This is a genomic window from Comamonas sp. C11, from assembly GCF_024496285.1.
Taxonomy (GTDB): domain Bacteria; phylum Pseudomonadota; class Gammaproteobacteria; order Burkholderiales; family Burkholderiaceae_C; genus Comamonas; species Comamonas testosteroni_F.
The window spans coordinates 4549263-4571656 of record NZ_CP101743.1; the positions used below are offsets into that span (position 1 = coordinate 4549263).

Consider the following 22394-nt stretch of genomic DNA (forward strand, 5'->3'; position numbering starts at 1 on the left):
AGAATTACCGTGGAGTCTGATTTTTTTGTGCTTTGCAGGTCGCGTGGAGCGATACGCGAAATGACTCCGCGGCGTGCTCAGCGCAGGTCGACCACGTCAACCACTCGTCGGTACTCTTTGGGCGTAGTGCCCAGATGCTCACGGAAGAATCGAGTGAAATGTCCGGGTGCAGAGAAGCCCATATCATAGGCCAGATCGGCAATGGCGGTTTCACCACTGGTAAGCGAATCAATCGCAGACTCCATCCGTAGCACGTTGGCGTATACGCGCGGAGTGAGATTGGTGCTTTTCTTGAAGAGCTCGAAGAAATGCGCGCGCGACAACCCGCACTCGGTAGCGATCACATCCATGTCCAGGTTCTGCCCAGGACTAGCCCGCATCATGGCAATTGCTTTGCGGATGCGCACATCACTCTGCTGAAGACGCAGGCCGCTCAGAAGCGATTGATAGCTGCGCCACTCGGAGTTGCGTTCTATAGTCGCGATCATCAGGTTGAACAACCGCTCTTCAATTTCCGTTGGCGACAGTTCCACCGACAACAGCATGTCGCGCGCCAGTGCATCTGCCGCACGACGTGCAACGACAGGCAATGCCACGCATGGCTGTTGGAAGAAGTGCGGGTGCGCACTCACCATGAGCGTCTGCTGAATGGCAGCAAGCCAATTAGGCTCTATGTACAGGGCCAAGATGACGGTGCGCTCCACCTCGATCCCGTTGTGGTTGTAGGAGTGAGGCTCCCAGGCGTTCACGAGAATGGCGCTGTCGTTGGTGAGGGGCTGCGGCTGCCCGCGCACTGAAAAAAATGTGTCAGCCCCATAGGCCTTAATCAATACATGGCAGTGGTGGTGCGCATGCGCAACCAACAGCATATTCATGTCGAGCAGCGCAACGCGACCAAACTTACCTTGCAAAATTCTGAGTGCTGCCGACATGAGCTATCCGAGAATCTGTTGGAAAGAAGTGCATGGCTTGGCGGCTTTTTACCTATTATTTTCCAGATATGGAATAGGTATTTTTACCAAACACATATAAGTGGCGTTCGCTTTTGAGCCTTGCCGAAATCTGTCCACAGCTTACTGAACCGCCCCTGGATTCGAGGAGGGGGGATGCGGACAAAAACTTGGACTACCAGGAGGTAGTTCATGTACTCATACGAAGACAGGATTCGTGCAGTTGAGCTTTACATCAAGCTTGGCTTGCGTGTCAGAGCCACGATTCGCCAGTTGTGGTACCCAACCAAGAACGCATTGAAAGGCTGGTTTCAGCACTACCTGAAGCATCAGGATTTGCCATAAAGCCAAGCTCCAAGAGCACCGAAATATTCGCTGCAGCGAAGGCAGGTGGCTATTGCTCATTACCTCACCCATGATCGCTGTATTGCTGCAACGATGAAGGCTTTGGGTTATCCGGGTCGAGGAACGTTGACTGCGTGGGTTCGGCAAGACTGCCCCGAGACCAGCAAGATAGTAGGCAGGTCTTGGCCGGCTACAAAGCCTGATACTTTGATGTGTGAGGGCGTGGTGCAACTGTGTACCCGTCAATCAACTGCACAGGAGATTGCGGACAAGTTAGGGGTGTGTAGGGGGACCTTGTACAACTGGAAAAATCACTTGCTTGGCCCTTGTGCCCCTGCCTCGATGAAACACAGTCCAAAGCGATCGCCAGTGTTGGCTGAAGCAGCGCTCAGGCGCCAAGTTGAATCATTGCGCCAGGATGTTCGGCGGCTGAAGATAGAACGTGAGCTTCTCAAGCAGGCCCATGAAATCTTAAAAAATGGGGCTGACATTGATCTGCAAAGGCTGGCAAACAAAGATAAGGCTGTGCTAGTTGAAGCGTTGCACGGGCAGTATGAATTGCCAGAACTGCTTTGCCTTGTTGGCCTTGCTAGAAGCTCGTATTTTTACCATCGTGCCCGGCTGAAGCTGGCTGACAAATACGTTGATTTACGCCGAAGCATCACAGAGATCTTCGACAACAACTACCGTTGCTATGGATATCGCAGGGTGCAGGCATCCCTGCTCAAGGAGTGCACGGGCATCTCAGAGAAGGTGGTTCGTCGGCTGATGAAGCAGGAGGGCTTGCTCGTAGCCAAGCCCAAACGCCGCAGATATAACTCATACCTTGGAGAGATAGGTGCTGCCCCTCAAAACCTCATCAATCGAGACTTCCATGCTGCTGCGCCCAATGAGAAGTGGCTTACCGACATTACTGAATTCCAGATTCCTGCTGGCAAGGTTTACCTGTCGCCAGTCATTGATTGCTTTGACGGGTTGGTGGTGAGCTGGTCGATTGGAACTCATCCCAACGCAAATCTCGTCAACACAATGCTGGATGCGGCCATTGATACTGTTCAAGGCAGCGAGAGCCGCCCTGTGATTCATCCTGATCGTGGAGCTCACTACCGATGGCCTGGCTGGCTCTCGAGGGTCCATGATGCAAAGTTGGTTCGCTCGATGTCTCGTAAAGGGTGCTCACCAGACAACGCTGCGTGCGAAGGCTTCTTTGGAAGGCTAAAGATGGAGCTGTTCTATCCTAACAACTGGCAATCAACAACGATTGAGCAGTTCATTGAAGCTGTCGATACTTACATTCGTTGGTACAACGAAAAACGTATCAAGGTATCTCTGGGACGTTTAAGTCCTGTGGAATACCGGAACAAACTTGGCCTAGCCGCATAAAACCAGTCCAAGTTTTTATTCGCACCTCCCCGCACCTCCAGTGGGTCAATTCTGGGTGGAAATCAACACCCGCTATGTGATTCTGCGGTAGAGCCTGTGGTAGCTTGGGTTTGCAACGGGATCGAGTTCGATGGATATATCCGGATAGTTGCCCCCGGATACGTGCACCCGATCTCGCCCAGCATTTTTGGCTTCGTAAAGAAGCCGATCGGCCTCTCGCAGGGCTTGATCTAATGGCGTGTTGCTGTCGAGCGCTGAAATCCCGAAGCTCAGGGTCAACGTGTAGCCTGATGGGAGAACTTCATTGTTCAAGCGGAGGTCGCGCTGGATGCGAAGGGCAATGGCCTCGGCATCTTTCAGTGAAATCTCCGTCAGCAAAAGCACAAACTCTTCCCCGCCGAACCGTGCGACAAGGTCGTTCTCCCGCACGCTGTCTTTAAGAGTCATTGAAACCAGTTGCAGAACCTCATCGCCGCGCTTGTGACCCCAGGAGTCGTTCACGTGCTTGAAGTGATCTATATCGCAGGCCAGCACTGCCATCGGATAGAGCCGTGTGTCAGCGAGGCGCTGCTGGGCATATTCCTGAAAAGAGCGGCGATTCAGCAACTGGGTCAACGCATCAAGGTCTCGCTCACGTCGTAGCTTGTCTACCGTTTCCTTCGCGGCAATAGCAGTCATCACCAAGCTGAAGAGCAGCGCGAAGTTCAAGATGCTCACCAGCGTTAGGAGCCAGTAGGGCGACTTTGGCAATGACCGAAGATCCGAGTAGCCCAGCAGCCAGATCAAACCGGGCCGAGTAAAGGTATAGGTAGTGAATGCGATGCATAGCCAGAGCAGCAATTTATCGAGCCAGTGCAGAGAGCTCACCCTTGAGCGGACCTGCAGGATAGGGAGCAGTAGAACCAAGCCCGAGCCAATACTGAAGGAGCAGATGCGAGCCCAAGGAAACGGATTCTCCCAGCTGAAGTGATACACAACGGCTAAGGTGACAATGGAGATCTGTAGTGCAATGTGCGGATGCGTTGATACACACCACCTGTCCGCCCAACACTTCGCAAGACACCAGGCGCCGAGCAGATAGATGCTGCCAATCAATAGCGCATAGCGCGTGAGCACCTCCAGGGGAATCAGGGTTTGAGCAGCGAGGGGTAGTGCCGTGAGCGAATAGGCACAGGCTTGCCAAAACAGAAAGCGCTGGGATCGTTGGTTAAACCAAGCAACGATCAAGACGGCAGCAAGAACCAGAAGCGCCAGAGGTGGTGTTAGTACCAACAAGTCGTAATTCGCGAGCATCTGACCAGAGCCTCCCCGATCAATGAGCAATCATTTCAAACCTGAGCGTTAAACGGCAATCTGGAATCTCGATGCACGTGCTTTTGCTTTTTTTCACAAATTATTACACATGCGTAATCTGATAGATAGCTGTCAGACGAACTCTTGTTCTGCGCGCAAAAACTGCCAAAAGTCATCAAAAGCGGCCGCAGTTGCACGAATGAAAATCGTTCCAAATGCGTGCCCTGTTTTCACGACTGACGCTGTGTCCAGACCAGATTTTGACAACTCAGGCAACCACCTTTTTGACCTCCTGAAGCTGAACGTCCAGCCAGTCAGTCTTGATTGCCATCTCCTTGCACTGCAGGGCAGCTTCATGAAGGATGTAGGGCTTGCCGCGTAATGCAGTGCGCTTGGCAGTGCGCAGCCATGCAGCTTCATCGAACGGTTCTGGCGGCTTGCTGTCTGCCTGCTTTGCCTCATTCAGCAGGCCAGGCGCGATACCTGAGACGCGCCAGCCCTTATGCACGGACACTGCATCCGCCTTGGCCGCTAGACGTCGCTGGCGCTCGAGCTCCTTGGGCGCGCATGGACAGAATTCGCGCCCCGACTTGAATGCCTTGGCTTCTCCCATAGTGGCGATAGCCGCTGTAGCCGAGAGCAGGCCTACCCCGGGTATCGCCGCCACACGCTTCATGTCCACGTCAATGCGCAGGACCTCTGCAAGCCTCACCTCGATGGCCTTAATGTCTATCTGCAATTGCTTGATGCGCTGGGCCTGCTCGCGCAGGCTATTGACGGCATACTGTGGAATGCTCTTGGCAAGCGCCTCCAGTGCGAGTTCCAACTCGCCCGACAACGCCTTCTTGCCTCGCGCTAAGGTGGCTCAAAACTCATAGAGTAGCCCCCGCAACGCATTGATCTGCATGATCTTCATCCGCATCAACATCTCGCGCTGACGATGCAAGGTGAGCGTGGCTTGTTGCGCCAGCGTCTTCACGCCAACGAATTTGGTACCCGGCTGCTGGATCGCCAGTCAGATGGCGCGTGCATCTGTAGCGTCGGTCTTGTTGCCGTTCACGAATGGGCGCACGGCTTTGGCATGAATCAGCCGCACGGCATGGCCCTGCGCCGTCAACTCACAGGCCCAGTGGTGCGCTCCGCCGCAGGCTTCGATGCCGATCAAGCAAGGTGCACGGTTGGCGAAGTGCCCTAAAACCTTGGCCAGCTTGAGCTGCTCGTTGACAATCTCGCCTATGCTCATATCCACGGCGTGAAGTTGGAACACGCTTTTGGCGATGTCCAGTCCAATGACCTGCAGCACCGGCCATCTGACCGATGATTTGCCCCGCGCTTTGGGTAGTACAACGATGCATGACGGAACCTCGCTGGTGTTTGTGAAGACATTGGTCTATCAAGCCACGGACACTTTGATACCGTATCCATTCAAGAGCCCAGCTCGTCTAGCGAACAAGCACACTCCCAAAACGGTCACGCTGTTCATCTTTATGCTTCTGCGGCCTTTGAGCTGCCCGTAGGCAGGGAGGCATCCATTACATCTCCTGGTAGTCCAAGTTTTTATCCGCACCTCCGGCGGGTCAGTTCTGCGTGGAAATCAACACATTAACGTTTCATCGAAAGAGAGAGCAACGCTTATGCATAATGAATCTGGCCACACGGCCTTTGACAAGATGCGCTCCCAGTGGCGGTTGATGACGGTTTACGAGCGCTTCGAGCAGGTTGTTGCCATCACGCTGTCGGGCGTCATGTCGATGGTGATTGTGATTTCGCTGATTCAGTTGATTCGGCTCGTCTTCACGCTGCTCGTCATGGATGCACTGAATCCAGTGGATCATAAGGTTTTTCAGCTGGTATTCGGTGCCACCATGACGCTGCTGATCGCGATGGAATTCAAGCATTCGATCGTCAAAGTGGCGCTGCGTAAGGAAAGCATCATCCAGGTCAAGACCGTCATTCTGATCGCGATCCTGGCACTGGCCCGCAAGTTCATCATCCTTGACCCCGACGTTGATCCTGCCAAAGTGGCCGCCCTGGCGGGGACGGTACTGGCCTTGGGTCTGACCTATTGGCTCATGCGTGAACGCGACGACCGGAAGAGCGAGTAATTGGACCATGGCCCTTTATGGTCTAGACGGTCGACACGATGCCAGGTCGAGGCACCGCTGGCTCAATCGCTTTCAAACCGTGTTGCTGGTTTTGAACCTGGTGGGGATCGCGGCTGCCGTTGGCAGTCTGCTGTTGGGCGAGCATGGCCTTTGGCTGGTACTGGCAACATGCGCATTGACCCTGCTGATCGAACCTGTCGTCGCCTCCGCGATGACCTTGCTCCTGTATGGCACCAGTCCCTTGCGCAGCAATGAAGCCTCTGTAATCTGGTCGTTGCTGCGAGCGCTTACAACGCACGCCGGGTTGCCGAACACGCCGGTTCCGTACTATGTGTCCAGCGGCATCGTCAATGCCTTTGCCACCGGCTCCAGCCGCCTTGCCTCCATTGCCCTCACGGATGGCCTGCCCGGCTGGGGAAATCCGGAGCCGTCTTGGTTGCGCACGCATACGGCGGCAGAGGATCGTATCGCGCGCCTGATGGAGTTGGCGCCTCAGCCATCGCAGACCCTGCCGTTCCAAACGGATTATCTCGTGCCAAGGTCGTTCGCCCCGATCTGCCCACCACGCCGGGGCCTGAGCTGCCTTTGGCGCTAAATCACTCGAAAGGAGCCTCCGTCATGTCTTCCCCCGGTCCTTACCCACAACGCCCAGCTCCGGATCATTTCGTCCGGCGGTGGCTCGTCATCACTGCGTGCGTTGCAGCACTCATGCTGTTCTGGCAGTTCCTGCCCGCCATCGAAGCCTGGTTCAGCCCGCGCCAAGCCGCTGAGCGCACCGTCACGCCGCGTGGCGATCTGGCCGCTGACGAACAGGCCACCATCGAGCTGTTCGAGAAATCCCGGGCATCGGTTGTCTACATCACGACGTCCCAACTGGTGCGCGATGCCTGGACGCGCAACGTCTTTTCTGTGCCGCGCGGCACGGGTTCGGGTTTCATCTGGGATGACGCCGGTCACGTCGTTACCAACTTTCATGTGATCCAGGGGGCGTCGGATGCCACGGTCAAACTGGCCGACGGCCGCGATTACCAAGCCGCGCTGGTCGGCGTGAGTCCGGCCCACGATATCGCGGTGCTCAAAATCGGCGTCGGTTTTCAGCGCCCGCCCGCCGTTCCGGTCGGCACCAGCGCAGACCTCAAAGTGGGACAAAAGGTGTTCGCCATCGGCAACCCCTTCGGCCTGGATTGGACACTCACCAACGGCATCGTGTCCGCGCTCGATCGATCGCTACCCGGGGAATCTGGCGGAGTGACCATCGAACACCTGATTCAAACCGATGCCGCCATCAACCCCGGCAACTCCGGGGGGCCGTTGCTCGATTCCGCCGGCCGCCTGATCGGCATCAACACAGCGATCTACAGCCCTTCCGGTGCATCGGCTGGGATCGGCTTCGCCGTGCCGGTGGACACGGTCATGCGTGTGGTGCCACAACTCATCAAGACCGGCAAATACATCCGCCCGGCGCTTGGGATCGAGGTAGACGAGCAGCTCAACCGCCGATTGCAGGCGCTGACCGGCACCCAAGGCGTGTTTGTGCTCCGCGTCGCCCCTGGCTCGGCGGCGCAAAAGGCGGGCCTGAACGGTGTCACCGTGGGCCCCGAAGGCATCGTGCCGGGAGACCGCATCACCGGCATAGACGGCGCTCCCGTCGACGATGTCGCCAAGCTGCTGGCACGGCTTGACGACCGAAAGGTGGGGGATGTGGTTGTCTTGTCAGTTGAGCGGGCCGGTAAGCCAAGGGAGGTGCGCGTGGAGTTGCAACCTGGCGCCTGATCTGAAGTTGAGAACTTCTGGGGATCGGTAAAAAATAACGATGGATGCATCAAGTATTCGAGCCGCAGAAACTTGATGCCCTACACTTTGGTTGCCAAGGCTTTTTGCTTTTGGGCTCGGACCTCTTCTTTCGCTAGTCCTTATATCGGCAGCAGCCAGCAGCTCAGTTCTCTACGCACAGCAGAAGATCACGCTTGCATCTTGAGCCGCTGGTAAGTAGCGGCGGGCTGCCGTTCGCGGCCTAACCGTCACCTCAGGGCGTCTTACAGATAACCGTTATCCGAGTGCCCGCAGCTTTACCAAGCCAAGGGCAAGTATCAGGTGAACAGCTGACGCTGGCGGTGCGTAGAATTACAGCGGTGTCTCGAGGGTCTGCTGCCGGAGATTGCGACTAGGAATTTCCGAACCTGACTGAACTCGATATGGGAGGATAGCGCGGCCTCGGCACTATCTGAGCCTGAGACGATGTACGAGTTCGGCGGGCGGCGAAGCAAACCGAGGCAACTTATTAATTAAAGATCGTGATGGCGCACAACACCCGGTAGACGCCATCGATTCACAGCTTCGCAAGATCGAAGGGCAGAGCCTTGGGTATAAAGTGGCTCGTTTCTTCGATCTTCTGGGGCGGTGATTTACGCGACCTGCAGTGTCGGATAGTCTGTATAGCCCTTGGCGCCACCTGCGTAGAACGTGTTGGAGTCAGGCGCGTTCAGCGGTGCCTTGGCCCTGATGCGTGCGGGCAGGTCCGGGTTAGCGAGGAAGGCGGTGCCAAAGGCCACAGCGTCAAGCTTACCTTCGGCAATAGCTGCCTCTGCCTCATCAGCGCTGTAACCCATATTGCCCACCAACACACCCTTGTACTTTTCACGCGCTACGGGCATGACATCGGCCTTCTGCACGCCGAAGAAATCGGCGCGCATCACGTGCAGGTAGGCCAGCTTGAAGGCATTGAGCCTATCGGCCAGGAAGCCGATGAGGGCCAGTGGGTCACTGTCTTTCATGCTGTTGAAGCTGTTGAGAGGCGACAGGCGCAGACCCACACGTTCGGAACCGATCGCCTGGGTCACGGCAGTGAGTACCTCGAACAGCAAACGTGCACGGTTTTCCAGCGATCCGCCGTATGCATCGGTGCGCTGGTTCGGCGTGTCGCGCAGAAACTGGTCAATCAGGTAGCCGTTGGCGCCGTGTACTTCCACACCATCAAAGCCGGCGGCAATGGCGTTGCGTGCGCCTTGAGCAAACGCAGCCACGATGCCGGGAATCTCTTCGACGGTCAGGGGGTGGGGTACCGCGTGCGGCACCTTGCCTTGGGGCGTATGGATATCACCCTCAATGGCGGTGGCGCTGCTGGAGACAATGGGGGCGCCATCGGCAGCGCCAGGATAGGCTGCGCGGCCAGCGTGCCAGATCTGCATGAAGATGCGTCCGCCCTTGGCGTGCACCGCGTCGGTCACCGGCCTCCAGGCTGCAATCTGCGCGTCGTTGTAGATGCCTGGCTCATTGACGAAGGCCGATGTACCGGGCGCCACCATGGTGCATTCGGAAATCAGCAGGCCGCCGGTGGCGCGCTGGCTGTAGTACTCGGCCATCAGCGCGTTGGGCATGTGGCCAGCGTCGGCACGGGCGCGTGTCAGTGGTGCCAGAAGGATGCGGTTGGGCAGGGTGAGAGAACCTACTTGAAGTGGATTGAATAGCATGCGAATGAAAACCCAGATTAGTGAACAGAAAACAGCGGTAAAGCTAACAGTATTCCCAATACTCAGACCTTTGAAGGGTCACTGAAGACTGCTTTGGCACGGCTGGTGCTTTTGCACCCAACGCACGATGTAGTAGACGCAAGTGGGTAAGCCTTTGCTTCCGACAGTTTCGCGGCAGTCTCAAGCCGTACATGCACCAAACGCCTTTGGTCATCCACCGCGTCGCAACTCCCTGACACCCCGGCCCAGCTTGCGGCGCAACAGGGCCCGCAGGGTCACCCCATCCGAGTACCCGACCTGTGCAGCGACCTGGTCGACGCTGGCGTTTCCGGTGCGCAAGAGATGGACGGCATGCTCCACGCGCAGGTCCTGGAAATACGACAGTGGTGTCTTTCCCAAAACGCTTTGCAGCCGCCGCGCCAAGGTGCGCTCGCTTGTGCCCGCGGCGCTGGCCGCCTCGGCCAGCGAGAAACCCTGCGCGAGCCGACGTCTGGCCCAGCACTCGAAGCGCTCGACCATCGGGTCGGCATGCGCAAGGTGGTCGGGAATCACGAATTCGGCTTGCGAACTGCGTGTCTCGACCAGCAGATAGCGTGCCACCAGGGCCGCCAGCGCCGGACTGCGCCCTCGGATGATGCGCAAGGCCAAGTCGACGTGGGCCAAAGCGGCACCCGCGGTGGTGAAGCGTGTCGAGTTCACGATCATGCGTGACTCGTCCAGCGTGACGTTCGGATAGCGCTGCCGAAACATCGGCCCCAGCCACCATGACGTCGTCGCACGATGCCCATCAAGCAGGCCACTCTCTGCAAGCAAGAAACTACCGGAGCAAGCGGCACCAAGGTGCGCGCCAGCGGTGGACCACTGCTGTAGCGCCGCGACCGCGTCGGGCACGTCGGGGCGTGTGAGTCGAGCCGAGAGCGTGTCAGGCATCTTGTCGCCAAACGCTGGCACGAGCACGACGTCTGGTTCGGGCACACCATGCGCAGTGACCACGGGGACCGTCAAGCCTTGCGCCGTTCGGATGCGACGCCGCACGCCCACCAGCGTGAGCTCTATGCGAGAGGGGGCCTGTGGCAGCGAGCCCGCCATCGCATTGGCCAAGCCTACTGTGTCAGTGAGCGCCGCAAGCCCCAGATCAAACACGCCATCACAAACAAGGATGTGGAGTTTCATGGCAACAATGATATCAATGTTGTCATTATTGCCACTGGAGATGTCTGGCATGAAGACTTAGACTGCAGTCTCGTCGATCCCTTCACCCACTTCTCCATTTACCCAAAGGAATACAGCATGACCAAGCTCGCCCTGTTTGTTCGCCTCGAAGCTAAACCCGGCCAGGAGGCTGCGCTTGCCGACTTCCTGGCCAGCGCACTGCCGCTCGCCAACGCCGAGTCCGGCACCACGGCCTGGTTCGCATTGAAGTTTGGCCCCTCGACATTCGGTGTGTTCGATGCCTTCGCCGATGAGGCAGGTCGCCAGGCACATCTGAACGGCCAGATCGCCGCGGCCTTGATGGCCAACGCTGCGACCTTGCTCAGTTCTCCGCCCAATATCGAGAAGGTCGAACTGCTTGCAGCCAAACTGCCTGCATGACTACCCGGCCTTGACCCCATCAGGTCACGCGGCAGGATGGGGGGTCACACAGCCCTACGTGCGATCCCATCCTCCTTGCTGTCATTCTTGCAGTCCATGCTTCAGGTAGTGCTGATACCAGCCTTTCAATGCGTTCTTGGTTGGGTATCCCAACTGGCGAATCGTGGCTCTGACACGCAAGCCAAGCTTGATGTAAAGCTCAACTGCACGAATCCTGTCTTCGTATGAGTACATGAACTACCTCCTGGTAGTCCAAGTTTTTGTCCGCATCCCCGGTAGATCAATGTGTGAAAACAATTTAATGCAATTGCGGTGAATCGCCCAGTGTGCGCCAACGACCGCTACGCCACACCCCTCAGTAGGCTTACTCACGGCACCCGCTACGGAAGCTCGAACGAAAGCCATGGGCAGTTGCCGCGCGCCCAGACAATGTATTGCTTATTCTCTTTCAGGCAACCCTGCCACTTCCCAAGCCTGCTCAAAGTCATCCCACACTCCCCATCCAATCTCATCACCTTTGAAGCGAACCTGCCACATACGGTCAAGATAAGGCTGCTGCTCTGTAGATGGAAGCTTTTGGATATAGCCCAGCGCTTGGGAAAAAATTACACATAGCGAGTCATAGAAGCTTTTGTCTTCCGATGAGCACCGGTCAAGCGATACAAAAACTTCCTCGCAATAGAAGACACCCAACTCAGCCAATCCCTGAGGCTCACTTAAAGCCTTTTTGTAATCGACGATGGCTTTCTTGGCTTTGGCAACTGACAGCGGTTTTCTAAGATCACTTGGATTGATCCACTGTGTAATCGTGTCCTTATACGGAGCGAGGACATCACCTCCGCCCATTGCATAGCGTGCATGCAAAAACTATTGCGTATCCTTGCTTGAGGAGTACAAATCTTTGACCAACTGCAGTAGCTCAGTTTTTTCTAGGCCAACGAGGTGAGCTTTTAGATCACTCCAACCCACTTTTATCTTTGTCGTCATTTCTTCTTCAAGGACATTGCTTCGAATTCTGCAGCAAGATCGCTTTGCTATAAGCCGTAAAGTCGCCTAAGTGCTTGGTGATCACAGCCTCCACAATCGGTAGCTGCAGCGCTTGGTAGTCATGCACGGCAATATTGCGAAAACCCACCATTTTTTGCATGCTTGTGGCTAAGTCGTGCTCAATCCAGCCAGCTTGGGCCAACAAGGTGAATACGTCACGCGAGCTCTGTGGAATGCCAAGCCTTTCGCGGCGAATCAAGTGCTGCCCCATGTCCAGCGCGGCCTCACACGCCCGCTGCACGTTCAAGATGGCGGCATCCTGGCGTGTGTGGTCCGACGCAAACGTAGTTGGTGACTTTTCGTACTCTTCTTTGGCACGTATCACGCAGCGCTCAATGGTCGCAGCCTTGTTAATCAGTACGTCATCGACCATAGACTGTTCCTGTTGTTTGAATGTCTTTCAACAAATCTGCGCGCGCCTCATCCAACGCAGTTTTTTGACTAAGGATGAAGCTTTCATAGAGTGCTGCTTGGCTGTCTTTTGACCATAAACGCGTACCGGTGGTGATGATGCGGTATTGCATGACCGTGGATGCTGCTCTCAGGTCTAACAAGTCAACATCACACTTCACCAAGTTAGCCAAAGTGCTAGATAACTCCCACAGTGCATCTGCCGGTAAACGCTCATCCATCAAGAGCGCAATATCTAAATCACTATCTGCCGTTGCATGACCTGTGACCTGACTGCCAAAAACATACACAGCAGACAAGCTATAAATTGCTTCTCGAAGATGATCGACGATGCCTTGATAGTTCATGAGGGATTTTGATTTATACGCATTGGTCTTGATTTTTCACCGAATACACTGTACTAGCACGCGTTAACCCCTTGAGGCACCAGCTCTTGGACGCAAGAAGCTTGAGAGCGTACGTTCAGGGACCTTCTTGAGATCGTCTTCCGTTGAAGCCACGCCCACTACAAATGTTGCCCAAGCATTCATCAACTCACGGCGCTGCTCCAACAAGTCAGTACGGTGGTAAGCCGCTTCAACCTTGTCTTTGATCGTGTGCGCTAACGAACGCTCAGCCAGATCTCTAGAGTAACCGTGCTCACTGCACCAGTCACGGAAGCTCGAACGAAAGCCATGGGCAGTTGCCACGCGCCCAGGCACATCGCTTTCAACATTCAACCTGCGCAACAGCGAGGTGATAGCCATATCTGAAAGCTCTCCCCGCACTCTTACTGAAGGGAAAACCAAGCTTTCATGTTGACCCCGTTGCTGCTGAAGAATTTCCATAGCTCTTGGAGACAGCGGCACACGCTGGGTCAGCTTGGCCTTCATACGCTCAGCTGGCACGGTCCAAACTGCATTTTTCCAGTCTACCTCGGACCATGTCATGCCCCGTGCTTCCCCTGAACGGCATGCCGTCAGAATTACAAACTCAAGCAACTGCCGGGTTACATCGACACGCCCTTTTGTACGTAAGTTCTTCTGTACGAAAGCAGGGATCAGCCCCCAAGGCATTGCGGGGTGATGCTGCGTCCGTACAGCTTTGCCTGGCTGCTGTGGCAGAAGATGGGTAACTACGTCCACAGGGTTCGATTGACAGTGACCATGCGCCCACCCCCAAGCCATCACCGTATGGATTCTTTGCTTGACGCGACTCGCCGTCTCTGCCTTTTCCAGCCAAATGGGCCTGAGTACATCCGCAACATCAGCGGGCTGAATCTCAGCCAGTAGCTTTACTCCCACCTTGGGAAAAACGTATTCAGTCAGGGTGTTGATCCATTGCTGTCCGTGCTTTGGATTTTTCCAGCCCGGTAGCAAGTCTTTGTGCAAGATCTCAGCGGCTTCTTGAAAGGTCGGAGCCTTTACAGCCTCGTCTTCCAGCGCCTTCTCGGCCAAAGGGTCTTTCCCTTCCGCCAACGTCACCCTCATGGCAGTAGCGCGCTTGGCGACCTCTGCGATACCAATTTCTGGATACGAGCCCAGGCCTGCATTTCTACGCTTGCCGTTCACCGGGCTAACGTAGCGCAGCACCCATTTACCCCTGCCTTTGGTTTTAGTTGGATGCAGTGCCAATCCCGTCACTCCGCCGTGTGGAATTGCTGCACTGTCAGGTTTGATGTTTCGAGCTTTTGCGTCTGTGATGACAGCCATTGGAGACCTCTATCGGTATGCCATCCAGTATGCCATCGGTATGCCATTTGGTATGCCATTTCGCATTAGATAGAGTTGGACAACTTAAATCAAAACAAAACAAAAGTCATTAATTATCAATAACTTAAAAATTAAAATAAGAAGAAAAAAGATCTAGTTGGACGAATAATTAGCGGACACAGCCTCCGCCAAGATCTAGAGTAAGCTATTGATTTGTAACGATATTTTAAAGAAACAACATACCGTTATACGCTTGGTTATACGAAGTTACTTGCACAAAATATAGGCAAAAACTCCTTAACTACTCTGCACACAAAGCCCTGAGCACCAACCGCTCAGGGCTTTTTTCTGGTTCATCGCGCATTACCGGGGAAGGCTGCGCGAATCTTCAGAAAGAAATAGTCCTGATCGCGGTAGCCATAGGCCCGGCGCTTGATGACCTTGATGGTGTTGTTGATGCCCTCGACAACACTTGTGTTCAACGGATGCCGGCATCGGGCGATGATCCCGTGCAGGTAGCTTTGCAAGCGCTGAGCAAAGGTGCTCAGTGCTGTAATACCGCTTTGGCGCGCTTGCTCACACCAGTGCTGCCAGGCGCGATGCGCCCAAGCCGGACGACGGTAAAACCACAGCTGTTTTAGCTCATCGCGCAAGACGTATACCGCCATTAATGGCTCATTGGCCGCCAGCAGCTCCTTGAGCTGCACTGCTTGTTGAGCCTGCAGCTTGTTGCGATTGCGCAGTAGCAACCAGCGGCTGGACTTGAGCACCTTGCGCGCCAAGGGCTGTTGGCGCAGCAAGTTGGCCTGATCGACACGCACTCGGTCGATAACCTCCCGGCCATACTTGGCCACGACATGGAACAGGTCATAGACGATCTCGGCGTTGGGGCAGTTGGCCTGGATCTCCAGCTCGTAGGCAGTAGTCATGTCGATAGCAACCGCGCGAATGCGCTGGGCAACGCCAACGGGCAACTGCTCGAAGAACTGGCGGGCCGTCTCGCGTGAGCGCCCTTGCCCCACCCACAGCACCTGCCGGCTGATGGGGTCGATGACGACTGTGGCGTAGCGATGGCCCTTGTGCAACGCAAACTCGTCCATTGCCAAGTACTCGATCCGCTCCCATTGCGGCTGCGCGGTAGTGGCCAGCAATAAGGCCTTGTCGATGGACTTGACCGTGTGCCACCCAAGATCGAAGAAGGCCGCGACTGCCTTGATGCTGCTGCTGCGAAGCAACTGGCTGCACGCCTGTGCCAGACGGTCTGTGACGCGCTGGTAGCGACCGAGCCAGCTGAGTTTCTCCAGGCGCGGGCCACCACAGCTATCGCACCACAGACGCCGACGCGGCACATGCAGCACCACCTTGTACTCGAACAATGCCAGATCGCGCACGCGCCGTGTCGTGGTCTCATGGACTTGGCTGCACTGCGCACCGCAGCGCTCGCAATGCATGATGCTGGCCTGCGGCTTCAGATAGATCGACACGGTGCGGCTATCGCCCTGGGGCCACTGCACACGTTCAACCTCGTAGCCCTCCCAGCCGCCAAGAGCCTGCAATAACTTCGAGTCCAGCATTTGATTTGTTCTCCGATGTCAGCTTCGCTGCCGTCAGATTACAAAACGAACGGGCTCATCTCCACGGAATTCCTCGATGAACCTTTTTTCTTGCCTGAAACTCGGTGAGCATGCCTTTCAACAACTGCACATATTCCATCACCTGCAGCGCTGTATCCGTGGCCCAAGCCATCACCTCAACCTGGTCAAGACTTGAGGGCTTCCATAGCCCGTCACACCAGCAGCAACTGACTTCCCATTGGATGGCACTGATGCGCTCAAAAACTGGCGGCTGTAACTGCTCCGCTTTCCAGCGTTTAGCAATGTCCAGTTGCATATGAGCTGGTAGTACACCTTCACCTTGCAGCAGCAAACGCAGCCTCAGTCCTGATCTCCAGCCTTCTTGCCGCAGTTGCACCATGGTCAAGTTGGGCCACGCCGGTGCAGCACCAAACGCACGAGGCAGCTGAATCATCAGCATGGGCTGTCCTTGCCGCAGGTGCATGGCCAATGAAAGCGGCACAGGTTCTGTCATGCCCTGCACCTGCAGTTTGGCCAAGGTGGCGTTGGTTAATTGAGACTGCAAAGTGCGCTTCGCACATCGCCACCATACCAGCCGAAGCTCAGGCACATCGCCCAAAGCTTGGAACAGCCGCTCATGCCACGCGATGCGCCTTGCCAGAGTCTTGGCACTGAGGTCCATGGCCTCGGCCATTTCCTGAACCGCCAGCATGATGTGCCCATGCGCAGGGGCCTGGCCCAACACTCGCCTTGCAAACATCAGCACCCAGGGCACATCGCAGCGCCCGCTGTCCAAGTGCCACAGCAAAGCGTTGATCGTGCCTGTCGGCAGATGTTGTGTGCCTTGCAGGACAGCTTGCGCATCTGCCGTATCCCGCCACTGCAGCCAACTGGCGGCATTGGTAATGCCCTGGCCTTGCAAGAACGCGACAAGACTACGCAAACGCTGCACAGCCTTGATGACAAATGCCGGGGAGGCGATTTCACCTTGCCACAGCAACAGGGCCAACTCAGCATCTTCCTCAGGCCCATATTGTTGCAGCAGCACCTCCAACCGTGCCAAGCTGCCCAAACCCAATTGCGGCACCGCACACCGTGCAAAGGATTGCCATGCAGCGGTGCGCTGACTGATCGGCTCAACCGCCTGCAAAGCCGCATCGGCCAATTCCAGCACCAGGGCCGATTGCAGCTCCATACAGGGCTTGGCTGTATGCACATAGCGCCCAGCTTCGGCGCAGCCGTGAAGTAGCACGGCCACTGGTCACTGAATTCATGCAAAACAGGGGTTTCCACATCCAGGTCGGGCAAGGTCATCACCGCCGCCAGCAAGCGCCGATAACGGTGCCACCTCAAGTGATAAGGGTGCATGGTTGAACTTTCAAAATAGGCACGCCGCAACGGCACCTGAGCGCAGCCTTAAAGGCAAAACACTAGGCGCACCACGTGCACAAGGGAAATCAGGAAAAAGAGAGCGGGAAACTGAAGCCGAGGCTCAAGCCAGTTGGATGGCCGAGCCACGGCGGGCACGCAGACCCACTTGCACCACCTTTTCCAGGGTGGCTTTCTCGGACCAGCGGGCATTGGTGTTGCGTAGCTTTTTGCTGCCCCAATGCTCCAGCAAGGCATTCCAGGGGGTAAGCGACACACCGTCCATCAAGGGGTCTAGCACCAGCAAGGAATGTGGCTTGCCATCGGCATACATCACACCCACTGCCAGTACCCAATGGCTGTAGCTAGGTGAAGTGAAGCGCACCAGGCACACATGGTCAGACTCCAGTGCAGCCACTGTGCGGGCCTCGACATTGCGGCGCAGCTGACGGCACTGCAGTTGTTCAGAAAACGGTGCAAACTGCTCTCTGATGGCTGCACTGCTACAGCCGCTAAAGTACAAAGCTTGGCCCATGGCACTCACTTCCATCAGGCGGGCGTCAAGGTCACTTTCATACAGGGCATCGCGTGACACCTGGCCCAACAGCATCAAAGCCATCAGCACGCAGTGGTGTCCACAAGCCATGTCGTTTTCGCCCTGGCGCAGCAGCAGCTTGTTTTGATGGGCCATTGCACCCGAACGGCCAACACTCAGCTGCGAGTGCACCACAAAGTGCCGCCCCATCAGTACTCCTCGGGTAACAACAGCGTGGTGCTGCTACGGTCAGCCTCCGTAATGATCCACAAGCGTTCTGCCTTGGAAAGCACATACACCGACATCAGCCTGTAGCCGTACTGCAAAGCGTCAGCATTGCTTTGCCTGTCTTCGGCGCAGATATCGCCCCAATCACCCGAAACATGGCGTAGCACAAACGGTAGTGCTGTCAGTTGATGGGTTTCCAGAAGTTCCAATGCCCCAGGTGTGGCCAGTACCTGCCCCAAAGCAAACAAGGGCCTACCAACAGCCTTGTGTTGAGAACCAGGAGAGGGATCGTTCGGGCATGCGGTGGCCTGACTTGTATCAGTCATAGAAAACTCCAAAAGGGAAAAGTGGGAAAGAAGTGCCCTGTGCTGCCCAAGACTTCCCCAAGGCTCACGACCTCAAATTGACAGGCACGGCTACGCCGCACAAGCGTTCAAAACGCATATGCGAGCAAACTACCTGATCAAATCAGACGCACAAAACGGGGGGGAGGAAGCTCAGGACATCGAGCGAGAGAAACAGCTGATCAACAACCAAGCTACTTGGTTGCGCTGCGTGGCACCACTTATGATTATTCTAAATAATATTTAATATCGCATATAAAATATATTTGATATATTTGCATGGATATTTAAATTTTGCAAGGCATGCAAAATAAAAGCTTCAGGCTAAAACAGCCTTCCAAATTCTCTATGCCAATTCCTACTAATGTGACCCGTTGACACTAGCACATACCTGTAGAAGCTTATTTCAGCTATTGACATATAAGAACTTGGCGATTAATTATTCACCTGCCAGAACCTTGCACACCTGCAAGTTTCTATACACATACTCGTCCCATGAGTAAATTCGTACGAAGCGCTTTTTAAATTGAACATCAATCCGACAGACGTCTGGACGCTCCAGGTAAATAGAGCAGTGCTTTGTGGACTCCTCAAAATACCTGCATGTCCCATCACCACGGTCTAAAAAAAGAGTTTCATCGGATAATTGAACATTTTGGCAGCATCTGCCGCACTCAGTACATGGAAATTTCTGGATCACGGAGGTGTATGAGTTGAAGCAAGCGGAGAAAGATATAAAACTATCAACCGCTTGCTGAAGCGGCAATCGTCAGACGTTGATCGCTTCTGCGATTTCATTCACTCGCTTTTGTGTGGACAGCACGAGTTTTCCATCAGTATCCAAAATAGGAGTATCAATCATCGCCTTGATCAGCTGGGCATACTTTACGGTTTTGAAAACCACTTCACGGGATTCTTTGGCGAATGCCTTGAAGTCTTCACCATAGGTGTCAATCACGTCTTCAAGAGATTGCACAGCGCGACGGAGCTCGCGGTTGACCTTGCTGAAAGTGGTGTCTGCCAGCAACGCCACTTCTTGGATGGCTTTCAGAGAGGTCACCACGAGCTTAGCTTCCTCCTGGATCGTCTTGGCTTGTTCCAGGTTGCTTCGCGCTGTGTTCAGCGCTTCTTCTCCCTTGTTGCCCATGATATGACCAAAAATTGCTAATGCTGGGCCTGCAACAATACCGCCCAGAACCATCGTTCCTAGAGCCATTCCGCCCCCACCAGTTGCAATCGCGCCTCCGCCAAGCCATGCTAATGTGGCATTGGTTGCTGCTGCACCACCCAGCGTCGAAATTGCTGTTCCAGTGCTGGCAGTAGCCAACATCATGGTACCGTTGTATGCACCAAATGCGAGTGCAGCACCTCCTGAAACTCCTGCACCTAGACCCAGGCCAGCGTCTTTCAAAGCTTGATAGTCGCCGCGCAAACCACTTAAAGTCTTGTTAGAGAAGTCCTCCATTTTCAGCTTCTCTAGTTCTGGGGAATCAACTAGTTCAACGTTTTTAAGGCGTCCGAACGTAACCAGAAAATCCTCGATGACACCATCGAATGCGCGCAGCTTGCGCTTGCCATACTCTTCCAAAGTCTCGGAGGTCGATTGGCGCTGAACGTCGACCTCACGATTGGCCTTATCGACAGTAGTGCTGGCCTCTTTATTGATGTCGCTCGCGTTGCTTTGATCAATGGCACCACTGACACCTTTATACGCCCCATAGAGAGCTGTTCCAGCGGCGACCGCGCCAAGAATTATAGGTACTGGCATGTTGATTCCTCCTTAGTGTTTATTCAAGAACTAGATTGACGGAGCGTTTAATTTCCTTATGAAGAGCTAGTGCTTGAGCCAGCAATTCGTTGAAGGACTCACCGTCGATACCATACGCCACGCTGGCGACTTGCAGTAAATTTCGCTTTGAGTCTGTCAAAACTCCGCTGAGTCGCATTGCTTCAAAAAGGACGATTCGCGATTTTTTTTCTTCTGCGCGTGAGCTATTTATTGGCTCTGATGATATTTCTTCAGTGATGCCACCGTTTGAAGTAGGAAATGGCCAAGCTCCTTGAGGAGAAAGCCTACCAGGAGCAATCTTATCAAGTTCATGACTAATTATCTTTTGCAAAATAGCCGTTGCGACTTTAAGTCGCTCTTCGTTGTCATTCTGACGTGTAATACGAAGTCCACAGATCTCATCAAGCAATTTTTCGATGACTCCGGTGGAGTCTTTTTCATTAAAATCTTGATCATCTCCATAAATACCTACTGCATTTACCCACATTTCTTTTAGAGAATCGGATATTTTAAACGAGATGTCGCTGAGATCGGTATTTCCCGTAATTTCCTCTTCCGTCTTTCCATCCCATAACAGCGGAGCCTCAAAAGTTTGGAGTAAACGGATTATTTTTAACAATTCCCGCTTTTTTGTATTGGGAAGCGATTGTGCAAACATTTCTATCCTTTGAAAAAAATCAGGTATAAATTTAAAGCTTTAGCGTGTCTGAGCTCAGCATGAAATCTTCAAACTCTTGCATATTCTGAAATTGCAACTTCTGCCCCAGCAACTCAGCAAAATCATTGATAGCTGCGGACATCTCGTCTGCGCTGACGTTTGTATTTGAAATAAGCAACATGCCTAGTGCTTGCGTACCGCTATGTAGCTCAGGCAGCTCTTTTGCCAAAAAAGCATCAAGCTGTGCTTGCTCTGATGCAAGGCGATCGCGAGCCGCTTTCTCAATCGCTTGCGTGCGTTTGAGCATTTGTGCGGAAAGCTCTGCTCCACGCGCTGCATCTAGTGCGCTCTGATAAAAAAGCGACGACATTGCGTAGCCAATCATTCCGCCAATAGCGGCACCTACAACTGGAATAGGTATGGCTATTTGTCCTAGGGCAGCCATCATGCCCCCTGAGAGCATTCCTGAGCCTTTTTCACCCACTTCTATAAGCAGGTCAGCCTCCGTGATTTCGCCTGTCACGTAGCGTTTAACTGAGCTTCCCAAGGAAAGGCAGATGCTCACCGCAAGTGCTGGAGCGTTTGTGGCTGAAAGCGCTCGTAATGTGCCACTGCTGGACTGTTGCAGTGTTCCCTTAATGGCTGATCCAGCAAATCCAGTGGCGTAACCTAGCGTAGCTGCCTTGCCTGTGTCGGAGGCAACGGACACCATCACATCTTTTATATCCTTCTTACCTTGAGCACATTCAAAAATGTTGCGCAGCGTTGAAATGCATGTACCAACTGCTGCTCCATATTTGGCTGCTTCAACCCCTGCGCCATGGCTGGTGCGCGCGATATCTAGTGCTGTAGCCAGTTCGGGGCGCTTACGATAAAAAATCGCTTCGTCAGTCGTGAGCCCACTATCGCGGACGTTCTCTGCAAGCTGCTCATAGTTGTCGGCTTTTGCTCTTAATTCTGCAGCCACCTGAGGCTTTCCAGCACTTTCAACTTTAAGTGCTTGCTCACGCAACTCGCTAGCCTGTTTCTGGCAGTACTCTCCCGCACCCTCGAATTGCTCTGATGGCAACTCCAGCTTTACGCCTCGGTAACGTGCAAATTTGCCATCCTCCTTAGCGATACGCTCAAAGAGTTGATTGCGATCACCCACAAATTTCATCTGTGACTGGCTGCCTTCAACAATCTCGCCATTCAACACTTGCACACGATCTACTACATTGTGATTTCGACCATATTCCGGCAGATCGTCACTACGCCAAGTACGTTGCTCTGATCGCTCGATGATGGCCTTTGCATTGTCACGGCTGGTCGAGGCGATTTCTGCAGAAAAACCCGCTTGTTGCTTGATGTTCTTCGCTGCTTCAGCGGGATCGCTGTTGAGCTTATGCTTAGAGACCTCGGACAGCCCCTTAGCCATCTCTTGGCCGGTTTCGTTGTCCATCCCTGTGTAGCCTTTAACGAACTCAGCGTTCGCACTGCCATAGCGAGAAACTGTCTCGCTGCCAGCCATGCTCACACCTACTCGCTCCATTTCTCTTTGGCTACCGTGTTGAATATTTACGGCCTTCTTTTTATCGGAATTTTCGTTATTCACCCTGCCTCCTTCATAT

General features: G+C 54.5%; 21 protein-coding genes and 2 pseudogenes. 5 read left to right on the plus strand and 18 right to left on the minus strand.

From position 1 onward, the window contains the following. Nucleotides 1-77: 77 nt before the first annotated feature. On the minus strand, nucleotides 78-932 hold the full coding sequence (locus tag NOX35_RS20935; RefSeq protein ID WP_256494598.1) for an AraC family transcriptional regulator: 855 nt from the start codon (nucleotides 930-932) through the stop codon (nucleotides 78-80). 210 nt (nucleotides 933-1142) lie between these two features. Between NOX35_RS20935 and NOX35_RS20940 the strand changes: the two are divergent. Then, a pseudogene (locus NOX35_RS20940) lies at nucleotides 1143-2678 on the plus strand (IS3 family transposase). Between the two features lie 72 nt (nucleotides 2679-2750). Here the strand turns inward: NOX35_RS20940 and NOX35_RS20945 are convergent. Continuing rightward, nucleotides 2751-3971 carry a GGDEF domain-containing protein gene (locus tag NOX35_RS20945; protein WP_256494600.1) on the minus strand — a complete coding sequence of 407 codons (1221 nt, stop codon included), beginning with the start codon at nucleotides 3969-3971 and terminating at the stop codon, nucleotides 2751-2753. A 571-nt stretch (nucleotides 3972-4542) separates the two neighbouring features. Next, nucleotides 4543-5326, minus strand: a pseudogene (locus tag NOX35_RS20950) (IS110 family transposase); the annotation flags it as partial. Between the two features lie 279 nt (nucleotides 5327-5605). Here NOX35_RS20950 and NOX35_RS20955 point away from each other — a divergent pair. Genes NOX35_RS20955 through NOX35_RS20965 form a run of 3 tightly spaced genes read left to right on the plus strand, consistent with a single transcriptional unit; the run spans nucleotide 5606 to nucleotide 7849 of the window. Continuing rightward, nucleotides 5606-6076, plus strand: coding sequence for a phosphate-starvation-inducible PsiE family protein (locus tag NOX35_RS20955; protein WP_019042303.1), 471 nt, complete (start codon nucleotides 5606-5608; stop codon nucleotides 6074-6076). A gap of 7 nt (nucleotides 6077-6083) precedes the next feature. Continuing rightward, entirely contained in the window at nucleotides 6084-6671 is a 588-nt protein-coding gene (locus NOX35_RS20960) for a hypothetical protein (protein ID WP_253233587.1), read from the plus strand. Between the two features lie 23 nt (nucleotides 6672-6694). Next, nucleotides 6695-7849, plus strand: a complete 1155-nt coding sequence (locus NOX35_RS20965) for a S1C family serine protease (protein ID WP_083036868.1) — start codon at nucleotides 6695-6697, stop codon at nucleotides 7847-7849. A gap of 632 nt (nucleotides 7850-8481) precedes the next feature. On the opposite strand, the gene NOX35_RS20970 is transcribed toward NOX35_RS20965, so the two are convergent. Next, complete coding sequence (locus NOX35_RS20970; protein ID WP_253233586.1) at nucleotides 8482-9546, minus strand: alkene reductase; 1065 nt, start codon at nucleotides 9544-9546, stop codon at nucleotides 8482-8484. Between the two features lie 210 nt (nucleotides 9547-9756). Next, complete coding sequence (locus NOX35_RS20975; protein WP_253233589.1) at nucleotides 9757-10719, minus strand: GlxA family transcriptional regulator; 963 nt, start codon at nucleotides 10717-10719, stop codon at nucleotides 9757-9759. A gap of 117 nt (nucleotides 10720-10836) precedes the next feature. Between NOX35_RS20975 and NOX35_RS20980 the strand changes: the two genes are divergently transcribed. Beyond that, nucleotides 10837-11139 (plus strand): putative quinol monooxygenase, encoded by a 303-nt coding sequence (locus NOX35_RS20980; protein ID WP_007182542.1) that lies wholly within the window; start codon nucleotides 10837-10839, stop codon nucleotides 11137-11139. Nucleotides 11140-11220: 81 nt separating this feature from the next. On the opposite strand, the gene NOX35_RS20985 is transcribed toward NOX35_RS20980, so the two are convergent. The 13 genes from NOX35_RS20985 to NOX35_RS21045 form a co-directional block, all read right to left on the minus strand. Further along, nucleotides 11221-11373 carry a transposase gene (locus NOX35_RS20985; RefSeq protein WP_256494601.1) on the minus strand — a complete coding sequence of 51 codons (153 nt, stop codon included), beginning with the start codon at nucleotides 11371-11373 and terminating at the stop codon, nucleotides 11221-11223. Between the two features lie 204 nt (nucleotides 11374-11577). Further along, a complete protein-coding gene (locus tag NOX35_RS20990) occupies nucleotides 11578-12003 on the minus strand; it encodes a hypothetical protein (RefSeq protein WP_253233585.1) in 426 nt (141 codons plus the stop codon). A gap of 130 nt (nucleotides 12004-12133) precedes the next feature. Further along, nucleotides 12134-12559 carry a DUF86 domain-containing protein gene (locus NOX35_RS20995; protein ID WP_253233584.1) on the minus strand — a complete coding sequence of 142 codons (426 nt, stop codon included), beginning with the start codon at nucleotides 12557-12559 and terminating at the stop codon, nucleotides 12134-12136. Continuing rightward, complete coding sequence (locus tag NOX35_RS21000) at nucleotides 12549-12944, minus strand: nucleotidyltransferase domain-containing protein (RefSeq protein ID WP_253233583.1); 396 nt, start codon at nucleotides 12942-12944, stop codon at nucleotides 12549-12551. Before NOX35_RS21000 ends, NOX35_RS20995 begins: the two co-directional genes overlap by 11 nt. Before the next feature lie 63 nt (nucleotides 12945-13007). Continuing rightward, nucleotides 13008-14288 carry a site-specific integrase gene (locus NOX35_RS21005; protein WP_253233582.1) on the minus strand — a complete coding sequence of 427 codons (1281 nt, stop codon included), beginning with the start codon at nucleotides 14286-14288 and terminating at the stop codon, nucleotides 13008-13010. A gap of 353 nt (nucleotides 14289-14641) precedes the next feature. Further along, a complete protein-coding gene (locus NOX35_RS21010; RefSeq protein WP_256494602.1) occupies nucleotides 14642-15862 on the minus strand; it encodes an ISL3 family transposase in 1221 nt (406 codons plus the stop codon). 55 nt (nucleotides 15863-15917) lie between these two features. Then, the gene (locus NOX35_RS21015) at nucleotides 15918-17057 is read right to left on the minus strand and encodes a hypothetical protein (protein ID WP_256494603.1); all 1140 of its coding nucleotides are present in this window, start codon (nucleotides 17055-17057) and stop codon (nucleotides 15918-15920) included. 297 nt (nucleotides 17058-17354) lie between these two features. Further along, the gene (locus NOX35_RS21020; RefSeq protein WP_256494604.1) at nucleotides 17355-17921 is read right to left on the minus strand and encodes a hypothetical protein; all 567 of its coding nucleotides are present in this window, start codon (nucleotides 17919-17921) and stop codon (nucleotides 17355-17357) included. Nucleotides 17922-17974: 53 nt separating this feature from the next. Beyond that, nucleotides 17975-18319 carry a type I restriction endonuclease subunit M gene (locus tag NOX35_RS21025; RefSeq protein WP_256494605.1) on the minus strand — a complete coding sequence of 115 codons (345 nt, stop codon included), beginning with the start codon at nucleotides 18317-18319 and terminating at the stop codon, nucleotides 17975-17977. Between the two features lie 457 nt (nucleotides 18320-18776). Beyond that, nucleotides 18777-19037 (minus strand): YkgJ family cysteine cluster protein, encoded by a 261-nt coding sequence (locus NOX35_RS21030; protein WP_256494606.1) that lies wholly within the window; start codon nucleotides 19035-19037, stop codon nucleotides 18777-18779. Nucleotides 19038-19106: 69 nt separating this feature from the next. Continuing rightward, nucleotides 19107-20105 (minus strand): hypothetical protein, encoded by a 999-nt coding sequence (locus NOX35_RS21035; protein WP_182284101.1) that lies wholly within the window; start codon nucleotides 20103-20105, stop codon nucleotides 19107-19109. A gap of 19 nt (nucleotides 20106-20124) precedes the next feature. Then, nucleotides 20125-20784, minus strand: coding sequence for a hypothetical protein (locus NOX35_RS21040; RefSeq protein WP_256494609.1), 660 nt, complete (start codon nucleotides 20782-20784; stop codon nucleotides 20125-20127). A 31-nt stretch (nucleotides 20785-20815) separates the two neighbouring features. Beyond that, complete coding sequence (locus NOX35_RS21045) at nucleotides 20816-22378, minus strand: hypothetical protein (RefSeq protein WP_256494611.1); 1563 nt, start codon at nucleotides 22376-22378, stop codon at nucleotides 20816-20818. Nucleotides 22379-22394: the final 16 nt, after the last annotated feature.